Genomic DNA, 17933 nt, shown 5'->3' with positions numbered 1-17933 from the left:
TCGTGGCGTTGGGCGGGAATGACGCAACGGGCGCCGGTATGCGGCGCCCGTCGTGGGCCATCAGTCTACCGGCTCGTCCGCATCGACCCCCGCAACGCTGCGTTTCCGCGCGCGTTCGCGCAGTCGATGTTCAGCGCGGACGCGCGGCGCGCCAGCTCGACCACAACACGCGCGGACCCGGCACCGGGCGGCTCACGCCCTCACGCGCCAGCACGCGCAGACGCGCACCGAGGATCGCGTTCGCGATCCGGCGCGGACGCGTGCCGGCACCAGGTGCGGGCCAGCTGGCCAGCAGATGCGCAGCGAGCGGCTGGTCCGTGCGGACGAAGGCCTGCATCGCCAGCAGCGGCGTGGCATCGATGCGGCCATCGCCACTGTCGCGGCTGCCGTCGCCGAACAGGCGCGATTCGCAGGCGGCGATCGCCAGCGCGAGATCCTGCAGCTGGGCGAGATTGCGCACTGTATCGGCGGGATGTTCGCGGGTCGCGGGCAACAGGCGCAGCGCCAGAGCGAGCGTCTGCCACGGCGCATCCACCCGCTGCAGCTGCGACCCGAGCGGATGCCGGCGCGCGCCCTTGCCCCAGCCCTGCAGCTCGTCCTGCCACCACGCGAGTTTCGCCAGACCCGGCGTCGCGTCGGTGCCGGCCCAGGCCGCATCGCACAACTCGTCGAGCAGCGAGAACCACGGCGCCGCGCGCTCACGCTGCTCCGGTGCGACGAAGGCCATGCCGATGCGCCACTCCGGCCACCGCGCCTGCCACTTGCCGACGAAATCCTCGTCACCCGACTGCATCGCCGCGCTCATCGCTGCGGCCAGCCGGCAGGCTCGACCAGCGCCTGCACCGCGTCCAGCATCACGTCGCCCTGCCAGGTGAGTGGATCGTCGCCATCGACGCGATAGCCCCACAAGGCAACGACAGATCCCATCCCCGCGGCGCGTGCAGCAGCGATGTCGCGCGCGTCGTCTCCGACATAGACGCAGTCCGCCGCCGCGATGCCGATCGCGTCTGCCGCATGCAGCAACGGCAGCGGATGCGGCTTGCGCTCGGCCAGCGTGTCGCCGCCGATCAGCACCGCGCAGCGGTCCTGCCAGCCGAGCTGCGGCAGGATCCGGGCCGCCAGATACTCCGGCTTGTTGGTGACGATCCCCCAGGGCGTGCCGGCCGCTTCGAGCGCGGCCAGCATCGCCTCGACGCCGTCGAACAGCACGCTGTGGCGGCCGAGTTCTTCGGCATAGACCGCGAGAAATTCCGGTACCAGCGCGGTCACGCCTTCGGCATCGCATTCGGGAAATGCGACCGCGGCCATCGCCCGCGCACCGCGCGAGACGACGGGCCGGATCTCGTACAGCGCCAACGGCGGACGGTCGCGGCTGGCGCGCATCCGGTTGACGGTCGCGAGCATGTCCGGCGCACTGTCGAGCAGCGTGCCGTCGAGATCGAACAGGGCGCCGGCGGGGAACCGGGCAGCAGGATTCGGACCGGTCACTGCGGTTTCCGCGCCCAGGCCAGGTAGTTCACGTCGGTGCGCGGGATCAGGCGCGCACCGTTGCGCCAGGGTTCGTACATCAGACCGGTGACGTCCTGCAGTTCCAGACCGGCTTCGCGCAGCCAGCCGCCGAGTTCGGACGGCTTGATGAAAGCCGCGTACTGGTGGGTACCGCGCGGGAGCAGGCGCGCCACGTATTCGGCGCCGACGATCGCCAGCGCGAACGCGGCCGGCGTGCGGTTGAGCGTGGACACGAACAGCGAGCCGCCCGGCTTGAGCAGCGTGGCGCAGGCTTTGAGGATTGCGGCCGGGTCCGGCACGTGCTCGAGCATTTCCATGCAGGTCACCGCATCGAAGCTGCCCGGCTGTTCGGCGGCGAGCGCCTCGACCGACTGCACGCGGTAATCGACCTGCACGCCGCTTTCGAGGCCGTGCAGCTTCGCGACCTTGACCAGATCTTCGGCCAGATCGATCGCGGTCACGCGCGCGCCGCGCTGCGCCAGCGCCTCGCTGAGCAGGCCGCCGCCGCAGCCGACGTCGAGAATGCGGGCGTCGTCGAGGCGGGTGCGCTCGCGCACATAATCCAGCCGCACCGGATTGAGCGCATGCAGCGCCTTCTGCGGACCGTCGGCATCCCACCAGCGATTGGCGAGCGCGCCGAACTTGTCGAGTTCGGCCTGATGGAAGTTGTCGCGTGCTGCCGTCATTGCAGTGTCCTCATGCGCCGTTGCGCAGCGTGGCGATGCGCCCGCGCCATTGACGCGCGTTCGCGGTGATGGCGTCGAGATCGAACCCGACCAGGGTGCGCGCCTGCAGCTTGGGCTGTCCGGCGATCCACACGTCGCCGACCTGCTGGCGACCGGTCGCATAGACCAGTTGCGAGACCACGTGATGCAGCGGCTGGGTCTCGATCGGCGACAGATCGACGCAGATCAGATCGGCCTGCTTGCCCGGCGCGATCGATCCGATGCGATCGCCGAAGCCGACCGCCTTCGCGCCGCCGAGCGTCGCCGCGCGCAGCGCGGTGAACGCATCGAAGCCCGCCGCGTCGTTGGCGACCGCCTTGGCCAGGATCGCCGCGGTGCGGGTTTCGCCGAACATGTCGAGATCGTTGTTGCTGGCCACGCCGTCGGTGCCGATCGCGAGATTCACGCCCGCGCGTTCCAGCGCACACGCCGGGCAGAAACCCGAGGCCAGCTTGAGATTGGATTCCGGGCAGTGCACCACGCTGACGCCGCGCTCGGCGCACAGGTGGATCTCGGCGTCGGTCAGCTGGGTCATGTGCACCGCGATCAGGCGGTCGTTGACCAGACCGAGGCGATCGAGGCGCGCGATCGGGCGCTGGCCGTGCGTGTCGATCGACTGCTGCACTTCCTGCGCGGTCTCGTGCAGATGCAGATGCACCGGCAGATCGAGCTGGTCGGCGAGCATGCGTACACGCTCGAAGTTCGCGTCGTTGACCGTGTACGGCGCATGCGGCGCGAACGCCATCGAGATCAGCGGATCGTCGCGCCACTGGTCGTGGACCTCGCCAGCGCGCTCGAAGTATTCGTCGTCGCTCGAGGCCCACGCGGTCGGGAAATCGATGACCGGCAGGCCGACACGCGCACGGAACCCGTGGCGCTTGTAGACCGCGGCCTGCACGTCGGGGAAGAAATAGTTCTCGTTGACGCAGGTGGTGCCGCCGCGAATCATCTCGGCCAGCGCCAGGGTCAAGCCGTCGGCGACGAACTCCGGACCGATCACCGCGCCCTCGATCGGCCAGATGTGCTCCTGCAGCCAGACCTTGAGCGGCAGATCGTCGGCGATGCCGCGCAGCAGCGTCATCGGATTGTGCGTGTGCGCGTTGACCAGACCGGGCAGCAGCGCCGAATGCGGCCGCGAGACCGTCTCGGCCGGTGCGAAACGCTGCCGCGCTTCGGCGATCGGCAACACCGCGACGATCACGCCGCGATCCACCGCGACCGCGTGGTCGTCGAGCACCACCGCGTGCGGTTCGACCGGCACCACGTGCGCGGCTTCGATCAGCAGGTCGATGGATTGCGGGGTCGCGTCGTGCATGCTCATTCGTCCTCGGGGGCCTGGGTCCAGAAGAACCCGTTCTGCAGCACGCTGGTGTCGTAGCGCGTGCCGTCGTAACGCACGACGCGGCTGTCGCGACGGCGCACGGTCTGTTCCGCATCGGTGGTGGCGGCGCTCTCGATACGCGCCACATTGGCGGTCACGCGCAGATCCGCGAACCCGTGGTGCGCGCTCCGCTCCACGCCGATGGTGAACGCCGCTTCCTCGGTCACCAGGCGCTGGCCCTGGGCCCAGCTGCAGGGCTCGCCTTCCACGCGCGCCCAGAAGTCGGTGTAGGAATTGAACACCGGCCGAAGCGCCTCACCGTCGCGCACGTACAGCGTGAGTGCGTCGTTGACGCGGCCATCGGGACAGCTCGGGCCCGGCGCGGAGCTGCGCACCTTCACGCCGAACGCGCGCACGCCCCTGGCCAGGTCGTAGCGCGCGGTGTCGAGCATCAGTCCGTCCTCGATCAACGCGAACGCCGCGTCCTCGGTGAGATCGGTCTCGTGCACGGCGCGGATGTCGGCCTCCTGCGCACCGAGCACCGCGATCACCAGACGCAGCACGCGCCCGTCGGCGTCGGATACGGGCAAGGGATAGGCCACCGCCGCGAGTGCGAGCGATTCGTCGTAAGGCCAGACCTTGCAGGCCTCGGCCACCAGCGGTACGTCGTCGCCCGCCGGCAGCAGCGACGCCTGGGTCAATGCATAGAGGGTCTGCAGCGGACAGGTGTCCTTGGCGGACGCCACACCCGACGCGCCTGCAGCCGCGAGCAGCAATGCGCCGGCCGCGAGGCGCCGGCGCATCCGCTTCGAAACACGTTCAACGATACGCACGGGCACCGGATCCCCGCCTGCGCGGAGACGAGGCGCCCGCGACGCGCATCGCTTGGCAATGTCGCTGCGGATCAATCACTTCACCCGGCTGACGTACTCGCCCGAACGGGTGTCGACCTTGATGACTTCCTCCTGGCCGACGAACAGCGGCACGCGGACCACGGCGCCGGTCTCCAGCGTCGCCGGCTTGCCGCCGCCGCCCGAGGTGTCGCCGCGCACGCCGGGATCGGTCTCGGTGATCTGCAGTTCGACGAAGTTCGGCGGCTGCACGGCGATCGGGGTGCCGTTCCACAGCGTCACCACGCATTCTTCCTCGCCCTTGAGCCACTTTTCGGCGCCGCCCATGCCGGACTTGTCGGCCTGCACCTGCTCGAAGGACTCGGGGTTCATGAAGTGCCAGTACTCGCCGTCGCTGTAGAGGTACTGCATGTCGGTGTCCATGACGTCGGCCACTTCCACCGAGTCGGTCGCCTTCATCGTCAGTTCGACGACGCGGCCGGACTTGATGTTGCGGTACTTCATGCGCGTGAACGCCTGGCCCTTGCCCGGCTTCACGTATTCGGTGTCGATGATGACGCAAGGCTCACCATTGACCAGGATCTTCTGGCCGTTCTTGACGTCGTTCATGCCATAACTGGCCATCTTTCGCTCCTGCTGGGCCGGGTGCGCCGGCGGCTACAATGTTGGGTTCCCGGGCCGCGACTCGCGCGGACGGCTCTACGGATTCAATCGCACATGATACCCGCAGCCCCCCTCACGATGCAGCCGCGGCGCTGGCAGCAGGCCTGGCGCGAGGCCGTGCGCGAGCCCCGCGAACTGCTCGCCCTGCTCGGCCTGGGCGAGGTCGCGCTGGGCGTGTCCGACGCGGCCGCCGCGCAGTTCCCGTTGCGGGTGCCGCGCAGCTTCGTCGCGCGCATGCGCCATGGCGATCCGCACGACCCGCTGCTGCGCCAGGTGCTGCCGCTCGACGCGGAGCTGCGTCCGGTCCCCGGCTTCGGTCTGGACGCGGTCGGCGACGGCGCCGCCAAGGCCGGCCACGGGGTGATCCACAAGTACGAAGGCCGCGCCCTGCTGGTCACCACCGGGAGCTGCGCGGTGCATTGCCGCTACTGCTTCCGCCGGCATTTTCCGTACGCGGAGGAAACCGCGGCGGCGAACGGCTGGCGCGAGGCGATCGCCGCGGTCCGGGCCGACCCGAGCATCGAGGAAGTCCTGCTGTCGGGTGGCGATCCGCTGTCGCTGGCCACGGCCAAGCTCGTCGAACTCACCGATGCGCTGCGCGCGATCCCGCACGTGCGCCGCCTGCGCATCCACACCCGGTTGCCGATCGTGCTGCCCGAACGCGTCGACGCCGAGCTGTGCGACTGGCTGGCGTCGTTGCCGTGGCCGGTCGCGCTCGTCGTCCATGCCAACCACGCGAACGAGTTCGATGCCGACGTCGACACGGCGATGCGCGCCCTGCGCGATACCGGCGCGGTGCTGATGAACCAGGCGGTGCTGCTGCGCGGCGTCAACGACGATGTCGACGCGCTCGCCGCGCTCGGCGAACGCGGATTCGCCGCCGGCGTGCTGCCCTACTACCTGCACCAGCTCGATCGGGTGGCGGGTGCGGCGCATTTCGAGGTCGACGACGCCACCGCGCTCGCCCTGCATGCGGCGCTCGTCGCCCGCCAGTCCGGCTATCTGGTCCCGCGTCTCGTGCGCGAGGTCGCAGGTGACGCGTCCAAGCGTCCGATGACCGGTCACGGCGATGGACGGATCACCCCCTCCGTGGCATAAGGCGGTCTGCCCTGGAGACCCGAATGTCGACACGAGCCGACACTGCGCTGCGCCTTCTGATCGTCGACGACCGCGTCGAGGATGCCGAGGCGCTCGCCAGCGGACTGCGCAATGCCGGCATCGCGGTGCGTCCCCTGCGCCCCGAATCGGATGACGACCTGGGCCGCATCATCGGCAGCCAGTCGCCCGACGTGGTGATCGCCGCGCGCAACGCGACCCTGCTGCCGTTCGCGCAGGTCCTGCAGCGCATCGCCGACAGCGGCCGCGACCTGCCGGTCATCGCCCTGGTCGACACGCTGGTCGAAGCGGACTACATCGACGCGATCCAGTCCGGCGCCCGTGCCGTCGCCCTGCGGCATGCGCCGCAGCAGCTGCTGGCCTGCGTGTGCGAAGCCTGGGCCGATCGTGATGCACGTCGCGGCCTGCGCCGCCTGGAAGCGCGCGTGCGCGAGACCGAGCGCCGCTGCGATGCGCTGATCGATTCCTCGCGTGATCCGATCGCCTACATCCACGAAGGCATGCACATCCGTGCCAACGCGGCGTATCTGGAGATGTTCGGCTACGAGAGCTTCGACGACATCGAGGGCATCTCGCTGCTGGACATGGTCGCGCCGCAGCATGTGGAAGCGTTCAAGGCGCTGCTGAAATCGCTGAGCAAGGGCGAACCGCCACCGCCGCGCCACGAGATCGAAGCGCGCGACGTCGACGGCAATGCGTTCCCGGCATCGATGGAGTTCGCCACCGCGCAGTACGAAGGCGAACCCTGCCTGCAGGTGGTGTTCCGCCGCCGCGAGGAACTCGACGCCGATCTCGTGCTCGAACTCGAGGAACTGCGTCACCGCGACCAGGTCACCGGCCTGCTGAACCGCCCGACCTTCCTGCGCGCGATCGAAGACGCGGTCGACGACGCCGCGCAGTCCGACGGCCAGTACGGCTTCCTGATGCTCGAGCCCGATCACCACCAGCAACTGCTGGCCGACATCGGTCTCGATCACGCCGACGACCTGCTGGCCGCCGTTGCCGAGCATCTGCAGACGCTGGTCGGGGACGACGCGACGGTGGCCCGCTATGCCGGCCACACGCTCGCGATCCTGCTGCGCGGCCACGATTACCACGCCACCTCGGCGACCGCCGAACGCATCCGCGCCGGCTTCGCCGATCACGTGTTCGAGGTCGGTGAACGCTCCAGCGTCATCACCGTCAGCATCGGCGGCGTGCAGGTGGGCGAGAAGATCGCCAATGTCGCCCAGGTGCTCGCGCGTGCGACGGCGGCGCTGGAGTCGGCGTCCGGCACCGGCGGCAACCGCTGCGAAGTGTTCGACCCGAGCGCGGTCGATCGCGTCGAGGAAGAGCGCATCCAGGCCTGGGTGGCGCGCCTGCGCGGCGCGCTCGACAATGAAGGCTTCGTGCTGCATTACCAGCCGGTCATCAACCTGCAGGGCGACAACGCGGCCGTCTACGACGTGCTGCTGCGCCTCGATGGCGGCGACGGGGAACTGATCGCGCCCGGCACCTTCCTGCAGATCGCAGAAGACAACGGCATGCTCGGTGAGATCGACCGCCATGTGGCCGAGCGTGCGATCGCCGCGATCGGCCAGCGCCTGCGCGCCGGCCATCCGACGACGCTGCTGGTCAAGGTCAGCCAGGCCTCGCTCGACGGCGACGCGTTCGCGGACTTCGTCGGCGAACGACTCGCGGAACATCAGGTGCCCGGCGAATACCTCGTGCTGCAACTGCCCGAGGCCAAGGTGTTCACGCATCTCAAGGCGACCCAGGCCTTCGCCGCCCGCATCGCCCGCTTCGACGGCCGTTTCGCGCTCGAACAGTTCGGCGTGGGTCTCGACTCGTTCCAGCTGCTGAGCCATCTGCAGCCGCATCTGCTCAAGCTCGACCGCAGTTTCACCGACGATCTGCCGAACAACAGCGAGAACCAGGCGCGGATCGGCGAGATCGCGCGGCGTGCGCGCCAGGTCGGCATCCGCACGATCGCCGAGTTCGTGCAGGACGCGGCCAGCATGTCGATCCTGTTCGGCGCCGACATCGACTACGTGCAGGGCAACTTCCTGGCCGCCGCCAGTCCGGGCATGCAGTACGACTTCGAGTGATGCGCACGCGGCGCCGCCGGGCGCCGCAATTCACTGCAGGGCCGGCGTCCACGTCAGGCTGGTGATCCGCCAGACGCCATCGCGCAGCCGCCAGCCGCTTTCGATCCGCCACGCCTGCGCACTGTCGGGCAGCAGCGCACTGCCGTCACCACCGGTCAGCGCGGCGCGCGTGCGCACCGTCGCGCGATCCTCGCCCTGCAAGGTCACGTCCACCGGTCCGGTCAGGACGCCGATGCGCTGGTGCCGCAGCATCAGCACCGCCGCCATCTGCCGCGCGGCGCGCCGGTCCATGTTCTGCGGGCCGATGAAATCCTCGTCGAGCACGTCCGCGACATCCGACGCGCTGCGGTGTTCGATCGCCGTCTGCAAGGCCACGACCTGCGCACGGATCGCGTCTTCGGGCGCCTCACGACTGCAGGCGGTGAGCGCCAATGCGCACGTCAACGCCAGTGCGTATGCCCAATGCGTCCACCCTGCCCTGCCGCGCGTATCCCGCATGTTTCAAACCCCGTGCTTCGTCCAAGGAATGCGCTTCGATCGGCACGCAACCTGCGCGATTTACGCCGCGTCGCGCCTTGCCTCCCCCTAGAGCCTATGCTCCAATCGAGCGAATTGCACAGGTACGGTCACCAGTTCGAGTGACGGCCTTCAATCAGGGAGAGGATTGCATGACCGATCAACGTCCGTGGCTGGCGAACTATCCCGCAGGCGTGCCTGCGGAAATCGATCCCGGGCAGTACCGCTCGGTGCCGGCGGTTCTGGACGAAGCCATCGCGAAGTTCCGCGACCGGCCCGCGTTCTCGAACATGGGACAGACGATCACCTACGGCGAACTCGATGCGCGCAGCCGCGACTTCGCCGCCTATCTGCTCGGTGAGCTCAAGCTCAAGAAGGGCGATCGCGTCGCGATCATGATGCCCAACTGCCTGCAGTATCCGATCGCGACGTTCGGCATCCTGCGCGCGGGTCTGACGGTGGTGAACACCAACCCGATGTACACGCCGCGCGAGCTGCGCCACCAACTGGTCGACTCCGGCGCCGCCGCGGTGCTGGTGATGGACAACTTCGGCAAGACCGTGCAGGACGTGCTGGCCGATACCCAGGTCAAGCAGGTCATCACCACGGGCCTGGGCGATCTGCTGGGTTTCCCGAAGGGCGCGATCGTCAACTTCGTGCTCAAGCACGTCAAAAAGATGGTGCCCGATTACGCGATCCGCGGCGCCGTGCGCTTCCGCGATGCGATCGCGGCCGGTGCGAAGCACGAACTGCCTCAGGTCTCGATCACCCACGACGACATCGCGTTCCTGCAGTACACCGGCGGCACCACCGGCGTGGCCAAGGGCGCGATGCTCACGCACCGCAACCTCGTCGCGAACATGCAGCAGGCTTCGGCCTGGATCGGACCACTGGCGCGCGAAGGCCAGGAGACGATCATCACGGCGCTGCCGCTGTATCACATCTTCGCGTTGACGGCGAACGGACTGGTCTTCATGCGCCTGGGCGCGAAGAACATCCTGATCACCAATCCGCGCGACATGCCCGGCTTCGTCAAGGAACTCAAGCGCGAGCCTTTCACCGCGATCACCGGCGTCAACACGCTGTTCAACGGCCTCCTCAATACCCCGGGCTTTTCCGACATCGATTTCAGCCCGTTGCGGCTCACCCTCGGTGGCGGCATGGCGGTGCAACGCTCGGTCGCCGAGCGCTGGAAGCAGACCACCGGCGTGACGCTCGTCGAGGCCTACGGTCTGACCGAGACCTCGCCCGCCGCCTGCATCAATCCGATGGACCTCGCCGAGTACAACGGCGCGATCGGCCTGCCGGTGCCGTCGACCGAAGCCTGCATCAAGGACGAGAACGGTGCGCAGCTGCCGGTCGGCGAAGTCGGCGAGCTGTGCATCCGCGGCCCGCAGGTCATGAAGGGTTACTGGCAGCGCGCCACGGACACCGCCGAGGCGATCGACGCCGACGGCTGGCTGCACACCGGCGACATGGCGAAGATGGACGAGAAGGGTTTCTTCTACATCGTCGATCGCAAGAAGGACATGATCCTGGTCTCCGGCTTCAACGTGTATCCGAACGAAGTCGAAGACGTCATCGCGATGATGCCGGGCGTGCTCGAAGTCGCGGCGATCGGCGTGCCGGATGACAAGTCGGGCGAAGCGGTGAAGGTGGTCGTCGTGCGCAAGGATCCGTCGCTGACTGCCGAGCAGGTCAAGGCGCACGCGCGCGAACACCTGACCGGCTACAAGCATCCGCGCATCGTCGAGTTCCGCACCGAGCTGCCCAAGACGAATGTCGGCAAGATCCTGCGCCGCGAGCTGCGGGACGAAGCTCCGAAAGCGTGACACAGTTCCCAAATCCGGGTGACGGATTTGGCATTCAGCATTTAGATCGTTGAAATCCTTGCCCTTTTCGCCCGATGCGCGCATAGAAGCGCGCATCGGGCGAAAACTTTTATCGGGACCGCCTGCCGGGCGCCCGACCGGCGGGAAGTCCGCTTCAGGGGATTTTCAATGCACAACGTCGAGCTGCTGCACGGTGACGCAACCGCCGCACTGTCCACCATCCGTATCGAACATGACGCGTCCAATGATTCGCATTGGTGCTTCATGCATGCGCAGCAGGCGTTCTCCGATCCCACCTATCGGGCCTGCTTCTCTCCCGCGCTGCTGCGCGAACTGCGCCTGTTCGCACAGCAGACGATCGACCGCATCTCGAGTCGCGCGCAGGCCGAACCGGCGCACGTCTCGCACATCGTGCTCGGCGCCGACAGCCACGTGTTCAATCTCGGCGGCGATCTCAAGCTGTTCGCATCGCTGATCCGCGATCGCAACCGCGATGGCCTGCTCCGCTACGCGACCGAATGCGTCGACAACATCCACCTGCTGCACACACGCCTGCATCGCAATGCGCACACGGTGGCGCTGGTCGAAGGCGACGCACTGGGCGGCGGTTTCGAACTCGCGCTCGCCTGCCAGACCATCGTCGCCGAGAGCGGTGTGCAGATGGGCTTCCCCGAAGTGCTGTTCGGCCTGTTCCCGGGCATGGGCGCCTACTCGCTGCTGGCGCAGAAGGTCAGCCCGAAGGTCGCCGAGGAGATGATGCTCAACGGCGTGATGTACAGCAGCGACGAACTCCACAAGATGGGGATCGTCGACGTGCTGGTGCCCAAGGGCGAAGGCACGCGCGCGGTGCACGAGGTGATCCGTCAGAACCGCCGCATCGCCGCCGCGCGCCTGGCGCTGCACGACGTACGCGAAGGTGCACATCCGGTGACCCACGGAGAACTGATGCGCATCACCCGGATCTGGGTCGACACCGCGCTGCAGCTCGGCGATCGCCAGTTGCGCACGATGGAACGTTTGGTGCGCGCGCAGCTGCGCCGGCCGGACGCGGTGAACGAAGACCAGACCGCCGACGTCGGCTGATGGTCTGACGCGAGGCCCGGGTCAGGCTTTCTCGGACCCGGGCATGCCGGCCCGCGGCAGGTCGCCGCGGTCGCGCAACGCGACGAGCGCCTGGTCGAGCTGCTGGCCCAGCGTCTGCAGCAGGCCGCTCCATTCCTTGAGCAACTGCTCGGACCGCATTCCCATGCCGGTCGACGCGGAATCGGCCAGACGCACCGCGCCCATGTTGCCGGCCGCGCCTTTCAGTGCGTGGCACGCATCGCGCGCCGCATCCCATTTGCCGACGCGCGCTGCTTCCTCGAAATCGACGAGGCACTTGCGCGCGTCGCGGGAGCACTCGCCGAGGAACCGCTGTACGAACTGTTCGCCCAGCCCCATCTCGCGCAGCTCGTCGAGGATGTGTTGCGAGATCACGCTGCCGTCGGCCTCGCGTGCGACGACCTTCGGCGCTGCCGGTACCACCGGCGCGGCCGTGGTGCCCAGTGCGATCTCGGCGAGTTTCTCGAGCATGCGCTCGATGACGATCGGCTTGGTCAGATAGGCCATCGCGCCGGCGCGCATGCAGGCCTCGCGCGCTTCGGCGGTCGCATCGGCGGTGAGCACGATGAAGGGCGTGCGGCGTCCGCTGCCCGCCTCCATGAAACGCGTCTGCCGGATGATGTCCAGGCCATCGGCGCCGGGCATGTGCAGATCGGTGATCACCGCATCGAAGGTCTGCGCTTCGAGCGCCATCAGCACGTCGTCGCCATCGTCGACGATGTGCGGGCGGTGGCCGGCCTTCTCGAGCAGCCGACGCAGCACCATGCGGTTGGCCGGCTGGTCGTCGGCGACGAGAATGCGCATCGGCTCGACGCGCGCGCGATGCCGCACGAACGGATCGTCGAACGGAATGACGTTGCTGACCGAGGCCGGGGCCGCATCGTCGCGTTCGACCACGCCCAGCGGAATCTCGATCCAGAAATGCGAGCCTTCGCCGAGACGGCTCTCCACGTGGATCTGCCCGCCCATCTGCTCGGTCAGGCCCTTCGCGATCGTCGTGCCGAGGCCGGTGCCGCCGAATCGACGGCCCAGACCGGTTTCGACCTGTTCGAACGCATCGAAGATGCCGGTCAGCGCCTCGGGCGGCATGCCGATGCCGGTGTCGCGCACGGAGAATCGCAGCTGCACGCGCGCCGGTGCCTGCTCGCCGGCAACCGTGTCGATCGACAGCGTGACCTTGCCCTGCTCGGTGAACTTGATCGCGTTCGACAGCAGGTTCACCAGCACCTGGCGCAGCTGGTTGCTGTCGCCGTGCAGCAGGGTGGGCACGCCGTCGGCCACCTTGGCCTCGAACTGCAGGCCCTTGGCGTGCGCGCTCGGCATCAGCATGACCTGGATGCCGCGCACCAGCTCGGGCAGCGAGAAGTCGGCGTGGCTGCTGCGGAACTTGCCGGCCTCGATCTTGAAGATGTCGAGCACGTCGTCGACCAGCACCTGCAGCGCCTTGGCCGAGGTCTGGATCACGTGCGCGCTGTCGCGCTGTTCGGCGGTGAGCGGTGTGGTCACCAGCAGATCGGACATGCCGATGATGCCGTTGAGCGGCGTGCGGAACTCGTGGCTCATATTGGCCAGGAAGCGGCTCTTGGCCTCGCTGGCGGCCTTGGCCGCGCGCGTGGCCTCGGTGAGCGCCCGCAGCAGCGAACTCAGATACAGCGGCACCGCGACCAGGCCGACCAGCAGGCCGAGCGCCAGCGACATGTTCTGCTGCCAGTACGGCGTGATCGCGATCGCGGTGCCGAAGGTGACGACGGCGAAGCCGATCGCGGCATAGAGATAACGCGGACCGAAGCGCAGGCCGTTGCCGACGGTGACCCACATGATCACCACGTACAGCCACGCCAGCAGATCGCCGAGCAGGAACAGGCCCACGCCCATCAGGCTGTAGTCGGCGACCATGCCCAGGACGCGGCGCGGATGCGAGACGCCCGGACGCCACAGCAGCCACACGAAGATGCCGAGCGCGACCGCATATTCGATCGCGAGATAGGCTTCCGACAGCCACAGCGCGCGCGCGACTTCGGGCTTGCCGCCGACGAACAGTTGCAGATAGGCGTAGATGACCACCAGCATCACCAGGCGCACGGTGGCTTGGCCGTGTTCGCTGTCGTGGCGGTCGGACAGACGCGCGCGCAACCAGCCGAAGGCGGCGTTCATCGCGGACAACTTACTGCAACGGCCCGACGGGCCGTCCGCCGAACTGGGCGCAGATGTGCTGCAGGCGCGGCACGTTCGACAGCATCGCCTCGACGCAGCGCGGGTCGAAGTGACGGCCGCTGTTCTCGCCGATGTAGGCCAGCGCTTCCTCGATCGACCAGGCGCGCTTGTACGGACGCTTGGACATCAGCGCGTCGAACACGTCGGCGATCGCGACGATGCGCGCCTCGAGCGGAATCTGTTCGCCGGCCAGACCGTCGGGATAGCCGGTGCCGTCGAAACGTTCCTGGTGGCGCAGCGCGATCAAGGCGCTGAGCTGGATGAAGCGGTTCTGGCTGTTGCTCAGCAGTTCGTAGCCGATCTGCGGATGCTGCCGCATCTCCAGCGTTTCCTCGGCCGTCAACGGGCCGGGCTTCATCAGGATGGCGTCGGGAATCGCGATCTTGCCGATGTCGTGCAGCGGCGCGGCGAGTTCGATCATCCGCACCTCGTCTTCGAACAGGCCCATCGCTTCGGCGACCATGCCGGCCACCGCGGCGACGCGTTCGAGATTGGCACTGGTGCTGGCATCGCGATACGCGATCGCACGCGCCAGCCGGGTCAGGGTCTCGCGCTCGCGCTCCTCGACCTCGTGCATGCTCTTGAGCAGACGCTGCTCCAGCGACAGCGCCCGTTGCTTGACCGACTCGGACTGCTGGCGCAGCTGCAGGAGATTGCGGCAGCGTGCGCGCAGTTCGCGCGGACGCACCGGCTTGACCAGGAAATCGATGACCCCGGCTTCCAGTGCGGCCTGGCGGATCGGCTCGTCGCCGACCACGGTGACCAGCACGATCGGCACGTCGCGGTGCATCAGCGGACGGCGGAAACGACGCGCGAACTCCAGACCGTCGACGACCGGCATGCGGTAGTCGAGCAGCAGCAGGTCCGGACGGTGGTCGTCGCACCAGCGCAGGGCGTGTTCGGGATCGCCGAAGTCGAAGACTTCGAGCTCCGGGCTGATGTCTTCCAGGATGTGGCGCAGCATCGTCCGCGCGGACGTCTGATCATCGACGATGACGATGTTCATGCTGTTGGCCTCCTCGCGGCTTCCCCTGACCCGCATCATCGCGGGCCATCTCCCTCAGAAGCAAGTCCCGCGCCAGCGTCGGGTAGAAACCCCACACGTCTGGCGAGGCTCGCCCGATGGTGGAACGACCGGAGCAGCTGCCGCCGGACGGCAGCAACTGACCTCAGGCGTCGGCCTGCGGGCGCATGTAGGGGAACAGCAGGACGTCGCGGATCGACGAGGAGCCGGTGAGCAGCATCACCAGACGGTCGATGCCGATGCCCAGGCCGCCCGTCGGCGGCAGGCCGACCTCGAGCGCACGGATGTAGTCGGCGTCGTAGTGCATGGCCTCGTCGTCGCCGCCATCGCGGGCGTCGACCTGGGCGCGGAAACGCGCGGCCTGGTCTTCGGGATCGTTGAGCTCGGAGAAGCCGTTGGCGATCTCCTTGCCGCCGATGAACAGCTCGAAGCGGTCGGTGATGCCCGCCTCGCTGTCGGACTCGCGCGCCAGCGGCGAGACCTCGACCGGGTAATGGGTGATGAAGGTCGGCTGGATCAGGCCGGTCTCGACGGTCTTCTCGAAGATCTCCAGCAGCAGCTTGCCCCAGCCGTAGCCGGCCTTGACGTGCACGCCCAGACGCGCGCAATGCGCGGCCAGCGCCTCGCGGTCGCGGCAGTCGGCGACGGAAATCTCCGGATTGAGTTCGCGCACGGCTTCTTCGAGCTTCCAGCGACGGAACGCCGGACCGACGTCGATCGCGTTGCCGTCCCACTCCAGCGCCGTGGTGCCGACCGCCTGCACCGCAACGTCGCGGATGAGGGTCTCGGTCAGGTCCATGACCTCTTCGTATGCGACGTAGGCCTCGTAGAGTTCGAGCATCGTGAACTCGGGGTTGTGCCGGGTCGACACGCCCTCGTTGCGGAAATTGCGGTTGATCTCGTAGACGCGTTCGAAGCCGCCGACGACCAGACGCTTGAGATAGAGCTCCGGCGCGACGCGCAGGAACAGGTCGAGATCCAGCGCGTTGTGATGCGTGGTAAACGGCTTGGCCGCAGCGCCGCCGGCGATGTAATGCATCATCGGCGTCTCGACTTCGAGGAAGTCGCGGGTGTCGAGCCACTGGCGGATCGCACCGATGATGCGCGAGCGCTTGACGAACACCGCGCGCGCATCGGGCGAGACGATCAGGTCCACGTAGCGCTGGCGATACCGCTGCTCCACGTCGCTCAGGCCATGCCACTTGTCCGGCAGCGGGCGCAGCGACTTGGTCAGCAGGCGCAGCGACGCGGCCTTGACCGACAGTTCGCCGGTCTTCGTGCGCATCAGCGTGCCTTCGGCGGCGACGATGTCGCCGACGTCCCAGCCCTTGAACGCGTCGTAGCGCTCGCCGAGCGTCGCCGACTGCAGGAACAGCTGGATGCGGCCGCTGACGTCCTGGACCGTCGCGAACGCGGCCTTGCCCATGATCCGCTTGGCCATCAGGCGGCCGGCGACGGCGACCTGCACGCCCTCGGCCTCCAGCGCTTCGCCGGTCCAGCACTCGGCATCGCCGTGCGAGCTCTGCAGCGCACCGGCCTCGTCGCGGCGACGGAAGTCGTTCGGGAACGCCACGCCCTGCCCACGCAGCGCGGCCAGTTTGGCGCGACGCTCGGCGATCAGGGCGTTCTCGTCGGCGGGCGTCTGCGGTGCGGGGGCGTCGGTCATGGGTGTGCTTCGTTCGGATGCGAGGGGGAAATCACGCGCGACCGGAGTGGCCGGTCGCGCGGTACCGACGCGACGCGTCGGCGGATGGATCGATCAGACGGCGTCGGTGCGCTTAGAACCCGCCGCCAGACCCGACTTGAGGCTGGCCTCGACGAATTCATCGAGATCGCCGTCGAGCACCTTCTGCGTGTCGCTGCGCTCCACGCCCGTGCGCAGATCCTTGATGCGGCTCTGGTCGAGCACGTAGTTGCGGATCTGGCTGCCCCAGCCGATGTCGGACTTGGTGGCTTCCAGCGCGTCCTTCTCGACGTTGCGCTTCTGCACTTCCAGCTCGTAGAGCTTGGCGGCCAGCATCTTCATCGCGGTGTCGCGGTTCTGGTGCTGGCTGCGGCCGGTCTGGCAGGCGACGACGGTGTTGGTCGGGATGTGCGTGATGCGCACCGCCGATTCGGTCTTGTTGACGTGCTGGCCACCGGCGCCAGACGAGCGGTACACGTCGGTACGCAGATCGGCCGGGTTGATGTCGATCTCGATGTTGTCGTCGACTTCCGGCGACACGAACACCGAGGTGAAGCTCGTATGCCGGCGGTTGTCGGAATCGAACGGCGACTTGCGCACCAGGCGGTGCACGCCAATCTCGGTCTTCAGCCAGCCGTAGGCGAACTCGCCCTCGACGCGCACGGTCGCCGACTTGATGCCCGCGACTTCGCCGCCGGAGACTTCCATCAGCTCGGTCTTCCAGCCACGGGCCTCGGCCCAGCGCAGATACATGCGCAGCATCATCTCGGCCCAGTCCTGGGCCTCGGTGCCGCCGGCGCCGGCCTGGATGTCGACGAAGCAGTTCGCCGAATCGAGCTCGCCGGAGAACATGCGCTGGAATTCCAGCTTGTCGACCTCGGCGGCGAACCCCTCGACGTCGTCGACGACCGCCTGCGCGGTGTCCTCGTCCTGTTCGGATTCGGCCAGTTCCAGCAGCTCGCTCGCGCCTTCCAGACCTTCGGTCAGATTGCGGATGCCGTTGACGGTCTTGTCGAGCGTCGAGCGCTCGCGTCCCAGCGCCTGTGCGCGCTCGGGATCGTTCCAGATGGTCGGATCTTCGAGCTCGCGCTCGACTTCCTCTAGACGCTCGCGACGGGCGTCGTAGTCAAAGAAACCCCCTGAGCGCATCCAGCCGACCGCGAAGGTCGACGATGCGCTGGCGAACGGGATTGAGTTCAAGCATGGCCGATGACGTCCGGGGAAACCCGCGATTCTAGCAAGTCCGCCCCGCCGCGTCCCCGCAGACGGCAAGCGGGGCGCCCGCTTTCC

15 protein-coding genes are annotated in these 17933 nt (G+C 67.9%); 4 read left to right on the top strand and 11 right to left on the bottom strand.

Annotated elements, in window-relative coordinates:
* Positions 1-130: 130 nt before the first annotated feature.
* The 6 genes from V3391_RS04505 to efp all read right to left on the bottom strand — a co-directional run bounded on the left by V3391_RS04505 (position 131) and on the right by efp (position 5030).
* The gene (locus V3391_RS04505; protein WP_332077209.1) at positions 131-805 is read right to left on the bottom strand and encodes a phytoene/squalene synthase family protein; all 675 of its coding nucleotides are present in this window, start codon (positions 803-805) and stop codon (positions 131-133) included.
* Positions 802-1488, bottom strand: a complete 687-nt coding sequence (locus tag V3391_RS04500; RefSeq protein WP_332077208.1) for a phosphoglycolate phosphatase — start codon at positions 1486-1488, stop codon at positions 802-804. Before V3391_RS04500 ends, V3391_RS04505 begins: the two co-directional genes overlap by 4 nt.
* Positions 1485-2195 carry a bifunctional 2-polyprenyl-6-hydroxyphenol methylase/3-demethylubiquinol 3-O-methyltransferase UbiG gene (gene ubiG / locus V3391_RS04495; protein WP_332077207.1) on the bottom strand — a complete coding sequence of 237 codons (711 nt, stop codon included), beginning with the start codon at positions 2193-2195 and terminating at the stop codon, positions 1485-1487. Before ubiG ends, V3391_RS04500 begins: the two co-directional genes overlap by 4 nt.
* A gap of 10 nt (positions 2196-2205) precedes the next feature.
* Positions 2206-3549, bottom strand: coding sequence for a TRZ/ATZ family hydrolase (locus tag V3391_RS04490; protein WP_332077206.1), 1344 nt, complete (start codon positions 3547-3549; stop codon positions 2206-2208).
* A 2-nt stretch (positions 3550-3551) separates the two neighbouring features.
* A complete protein-coding gene (locus V3391_RS04485; protein ID WP_332077205.1) occupies positions 3552-4358 on the bottom strand; it encodes a PA3715 family protein in 807 nt (268 codons plus the stop codon).
* 105 nt (positions 4359-4463) lie between these two features.
* The gene (efp, locus tag V3391_RS04480) at positions 4464-5030 is read right to left on the bottom strand and encodes an elongation factor P (protein WP_332077204.1); all 567 of its coding nucleotides are present in this window, start codon (positions 5028-5030) and stop codon (positions 4464-4466) included.
* A 93-nt stretch (positions 5031-5123) separates the two neighbouring features.
* Here efp and epmB point away from each other — a divergent pair, with 93 nt between their 5' ends.
* Positions 5124-6167, top strand: a complete 1044-nt coding sequence (epmB, locus tag V3391_RS04475) for an EF-P beta-lysylation protein EpmB (protein ID WP_332077203.1) — start codon at positions 5124-5126, stop codon at positions 6165-6167.
* Positions 6168-6190: 23 nt separating this feature from the next.
* Positions 6191-8272, top strand: coding sequence for a GGDEF/EAL domain-containing response regulator (locus tag V3391_RS04470; protein WP_332077202.1), 2082 nt, complete (start codon positions 6191-6193; stop codon positions 8270-8272).
* Between the two features lie 30 nt (positions 8273-8302).
* On the opposite strand, the gene V3391_RS04465 is transcribed toward V3391_RS04470, so the two are convergent.
* Positions 8303-8704, bottom strand: coding sequence for a nuclear transport factor 2 family protein (locus V3391_RS04465; RefSeq protein WP_332077201.1), 402 nt, complete (start codon positions 8702-8704; stop codon positions 8303-8305).
* 236 nt (positions 8705-8940) lie between these two features.
* Here V3391_RS04465 and V3391_RS04460 point away from each other — a divergent pair, with 236 nt between their 5' ends.
* Positions 8941-10620, top strand: a complete 1680-nt coding sequence (locus V3391_RS04460; protein ID WP_332077200.1) for a long-chain fatty acid--CoA ligase — start codon at positions 8941-8943, stop codon at positions 10618-10620.
* A 168-nt stretch (positions 10621-10788) separates the two neighbouring features.
* Entirely contained in the window at positions 10789-11703 is a 915-nt protein-coding gene (locus tag V3391_RS04455; protein ID WP_332077199.1) for a crotonase/enoyl-CoA hydratase family protein, read from the top strand.
* Positions 11704-11724: 21 nt separating this feature from the next.
* Here V3391_RS04455 and V3391_RS04450 read toward each other — a convergent pair whose 3' ends face one another.
* The 4 genes from V3391_RS04450 to prfB form a co-directional block, all read right to left on the bottom strand.
* On the bottom strand, positions 11725-13875 hold the full coding sequence (locus V3391_RS04450; RefSeq protein ID WP_332077198.1) for an ATP-binding protein: 2151 nt from the start codon (positions 13873-13875) through the stop codon (positions 11725-11727).
* Between the two features lie 10 nt (positions 13876-13885).
* On the bottom strand, positions 13886-14941 hold the full coding sequence (locus V3391_RS04445) for a response regulator (RefSeq protein ID WP_232135414.1): 1056 nt from the start codon (positions 14939-14941) through the stop codon (positions 13886-13888).
* 163 nt (positions 14942-15104) lie between these two features.
* A complete protein-coding gene (gene lysS, locus V3391_RS04440) occupies positions 15105-16625 on the bottom strand; it encodes a lysine--tRNA ligase (protein ID WP_332077197.1) in 1521 nt (506 codons plus the stop codon).
* Positions 16626-16718: 93 nt separating this feature from the next.
* A protein-coding gene (prfB, locus tag V3391_RS04435; protein ID WP_332077196.1) for a peptide chain release factor 2 occupies positions 16719-17847 on the bottom strand; the annotation gives its coding sequence in 2 pieces (ribosomal slippage) (positions 16719-17771 and positions 17773-17847; 1128 coding nt in all).
* Between the last annotated feature and the right edge of the window lie 86 nt (positions 17848-17933).

Source organism: Luteimonas flava (assembly GCF_036584485.1).
In the GTDB taxonomy this organism is placed as follows: domain Bacteria; phylum Pseudomonadota; class Gammaproteobacteria; order Xanthomonadales; family Xanthomonadaceae; genus Luteimonas; species Luteimonas flava.
This window is presented reverse-complemented; position numbering and strand designations above follow the sequence as displayed.

Excerpts from the sequence above, each read along its gene's own strand:
- V3391_RS04470 (WP_332077202.1), top strand. The coding sequence starts at position 6,191 with ATGTCGACACGAGCCGACACTGCGCTGCGCCTTCTGATCGTCGACGAC.
- lysS (WP_332077197.1), bottom strand. The coding sequence starts at position 16,625 with ATGACCGACGCCCCCGCACCGCAGACGCCCGCCGACGAGAACGCCCTG.
- V3391_RS04460 (WP_332077200.1), top strand. The coding sequence starts at position 8,941 with ATGACCGATCAACGTCCGTGGCTGGCGAACTATCCCGCAGGCGTGCCT.
- V3391_RS04485 (WP_332077205.1), bottom strand. The coding sequence starts at position 4,358 with ATGCGCCGGCGCCTCGCGGCCGGCGCATTGCTGCTCGCGGCTGCAGGC.
- V3391_RS04450 (WP_332077198.1), bottom strand. The coding sequence starts at position 13,875 with ATGAACGCCGCCTTCGGCTGGTTGCGCGCGCGTCTGTCCGACCGCCAC.
- epmB (WP_332077203.1), top strand. The coding sequence starts at position 5,124 with ATGATACCCGCAGCCCCCCTCACGATGCAGCCGCGGCGCTGGCAGCAG.
- ubiG (WP_332077207.1), bottom strand. The coding sequence starts at position 2,195 with ATGACGGCAGCACGCGACAACTTCCATCAGGCCGAACTCGACAAGTTC.
- V3391_RS04445 (WP_232135414.1), bottom strand. The coding sequence starts at position 14,941 with ATGAACATCGTCATCGTCGATGATCAGACGTCCGCGCGGACGATGCTG.
- V3391_RS04490 (WP_332077206.1), bottom strand. The coding sequence starts at position 3,549 with ATGCACGACGCGACCCCGCAATCCATCGACCTGCTGATCGAAGCCGCG.
- efp (WP_332077204.1), bottom strand. The coding sequence starts at position 5,030 with ATGGCCAGTTATGGCATGAACGACGTCAAGAACGGCCAGAAGATCCTG.
- V3391_RS04505 (WP_332077209.1), bottom strand. The coding sequence starts at position 805 with ATGAGCGCGGCGATGCAGTCGGGTGACGAGGATTTCGTCGGCAAGTGG.
- V3391_RS04455 (WP_332077199.1), top strand. The coding sequence starts at position 10,789 with ATGCACAACGTCGAGCTGCTGCACGGTGACGCAACCGCCGCACTGTCC.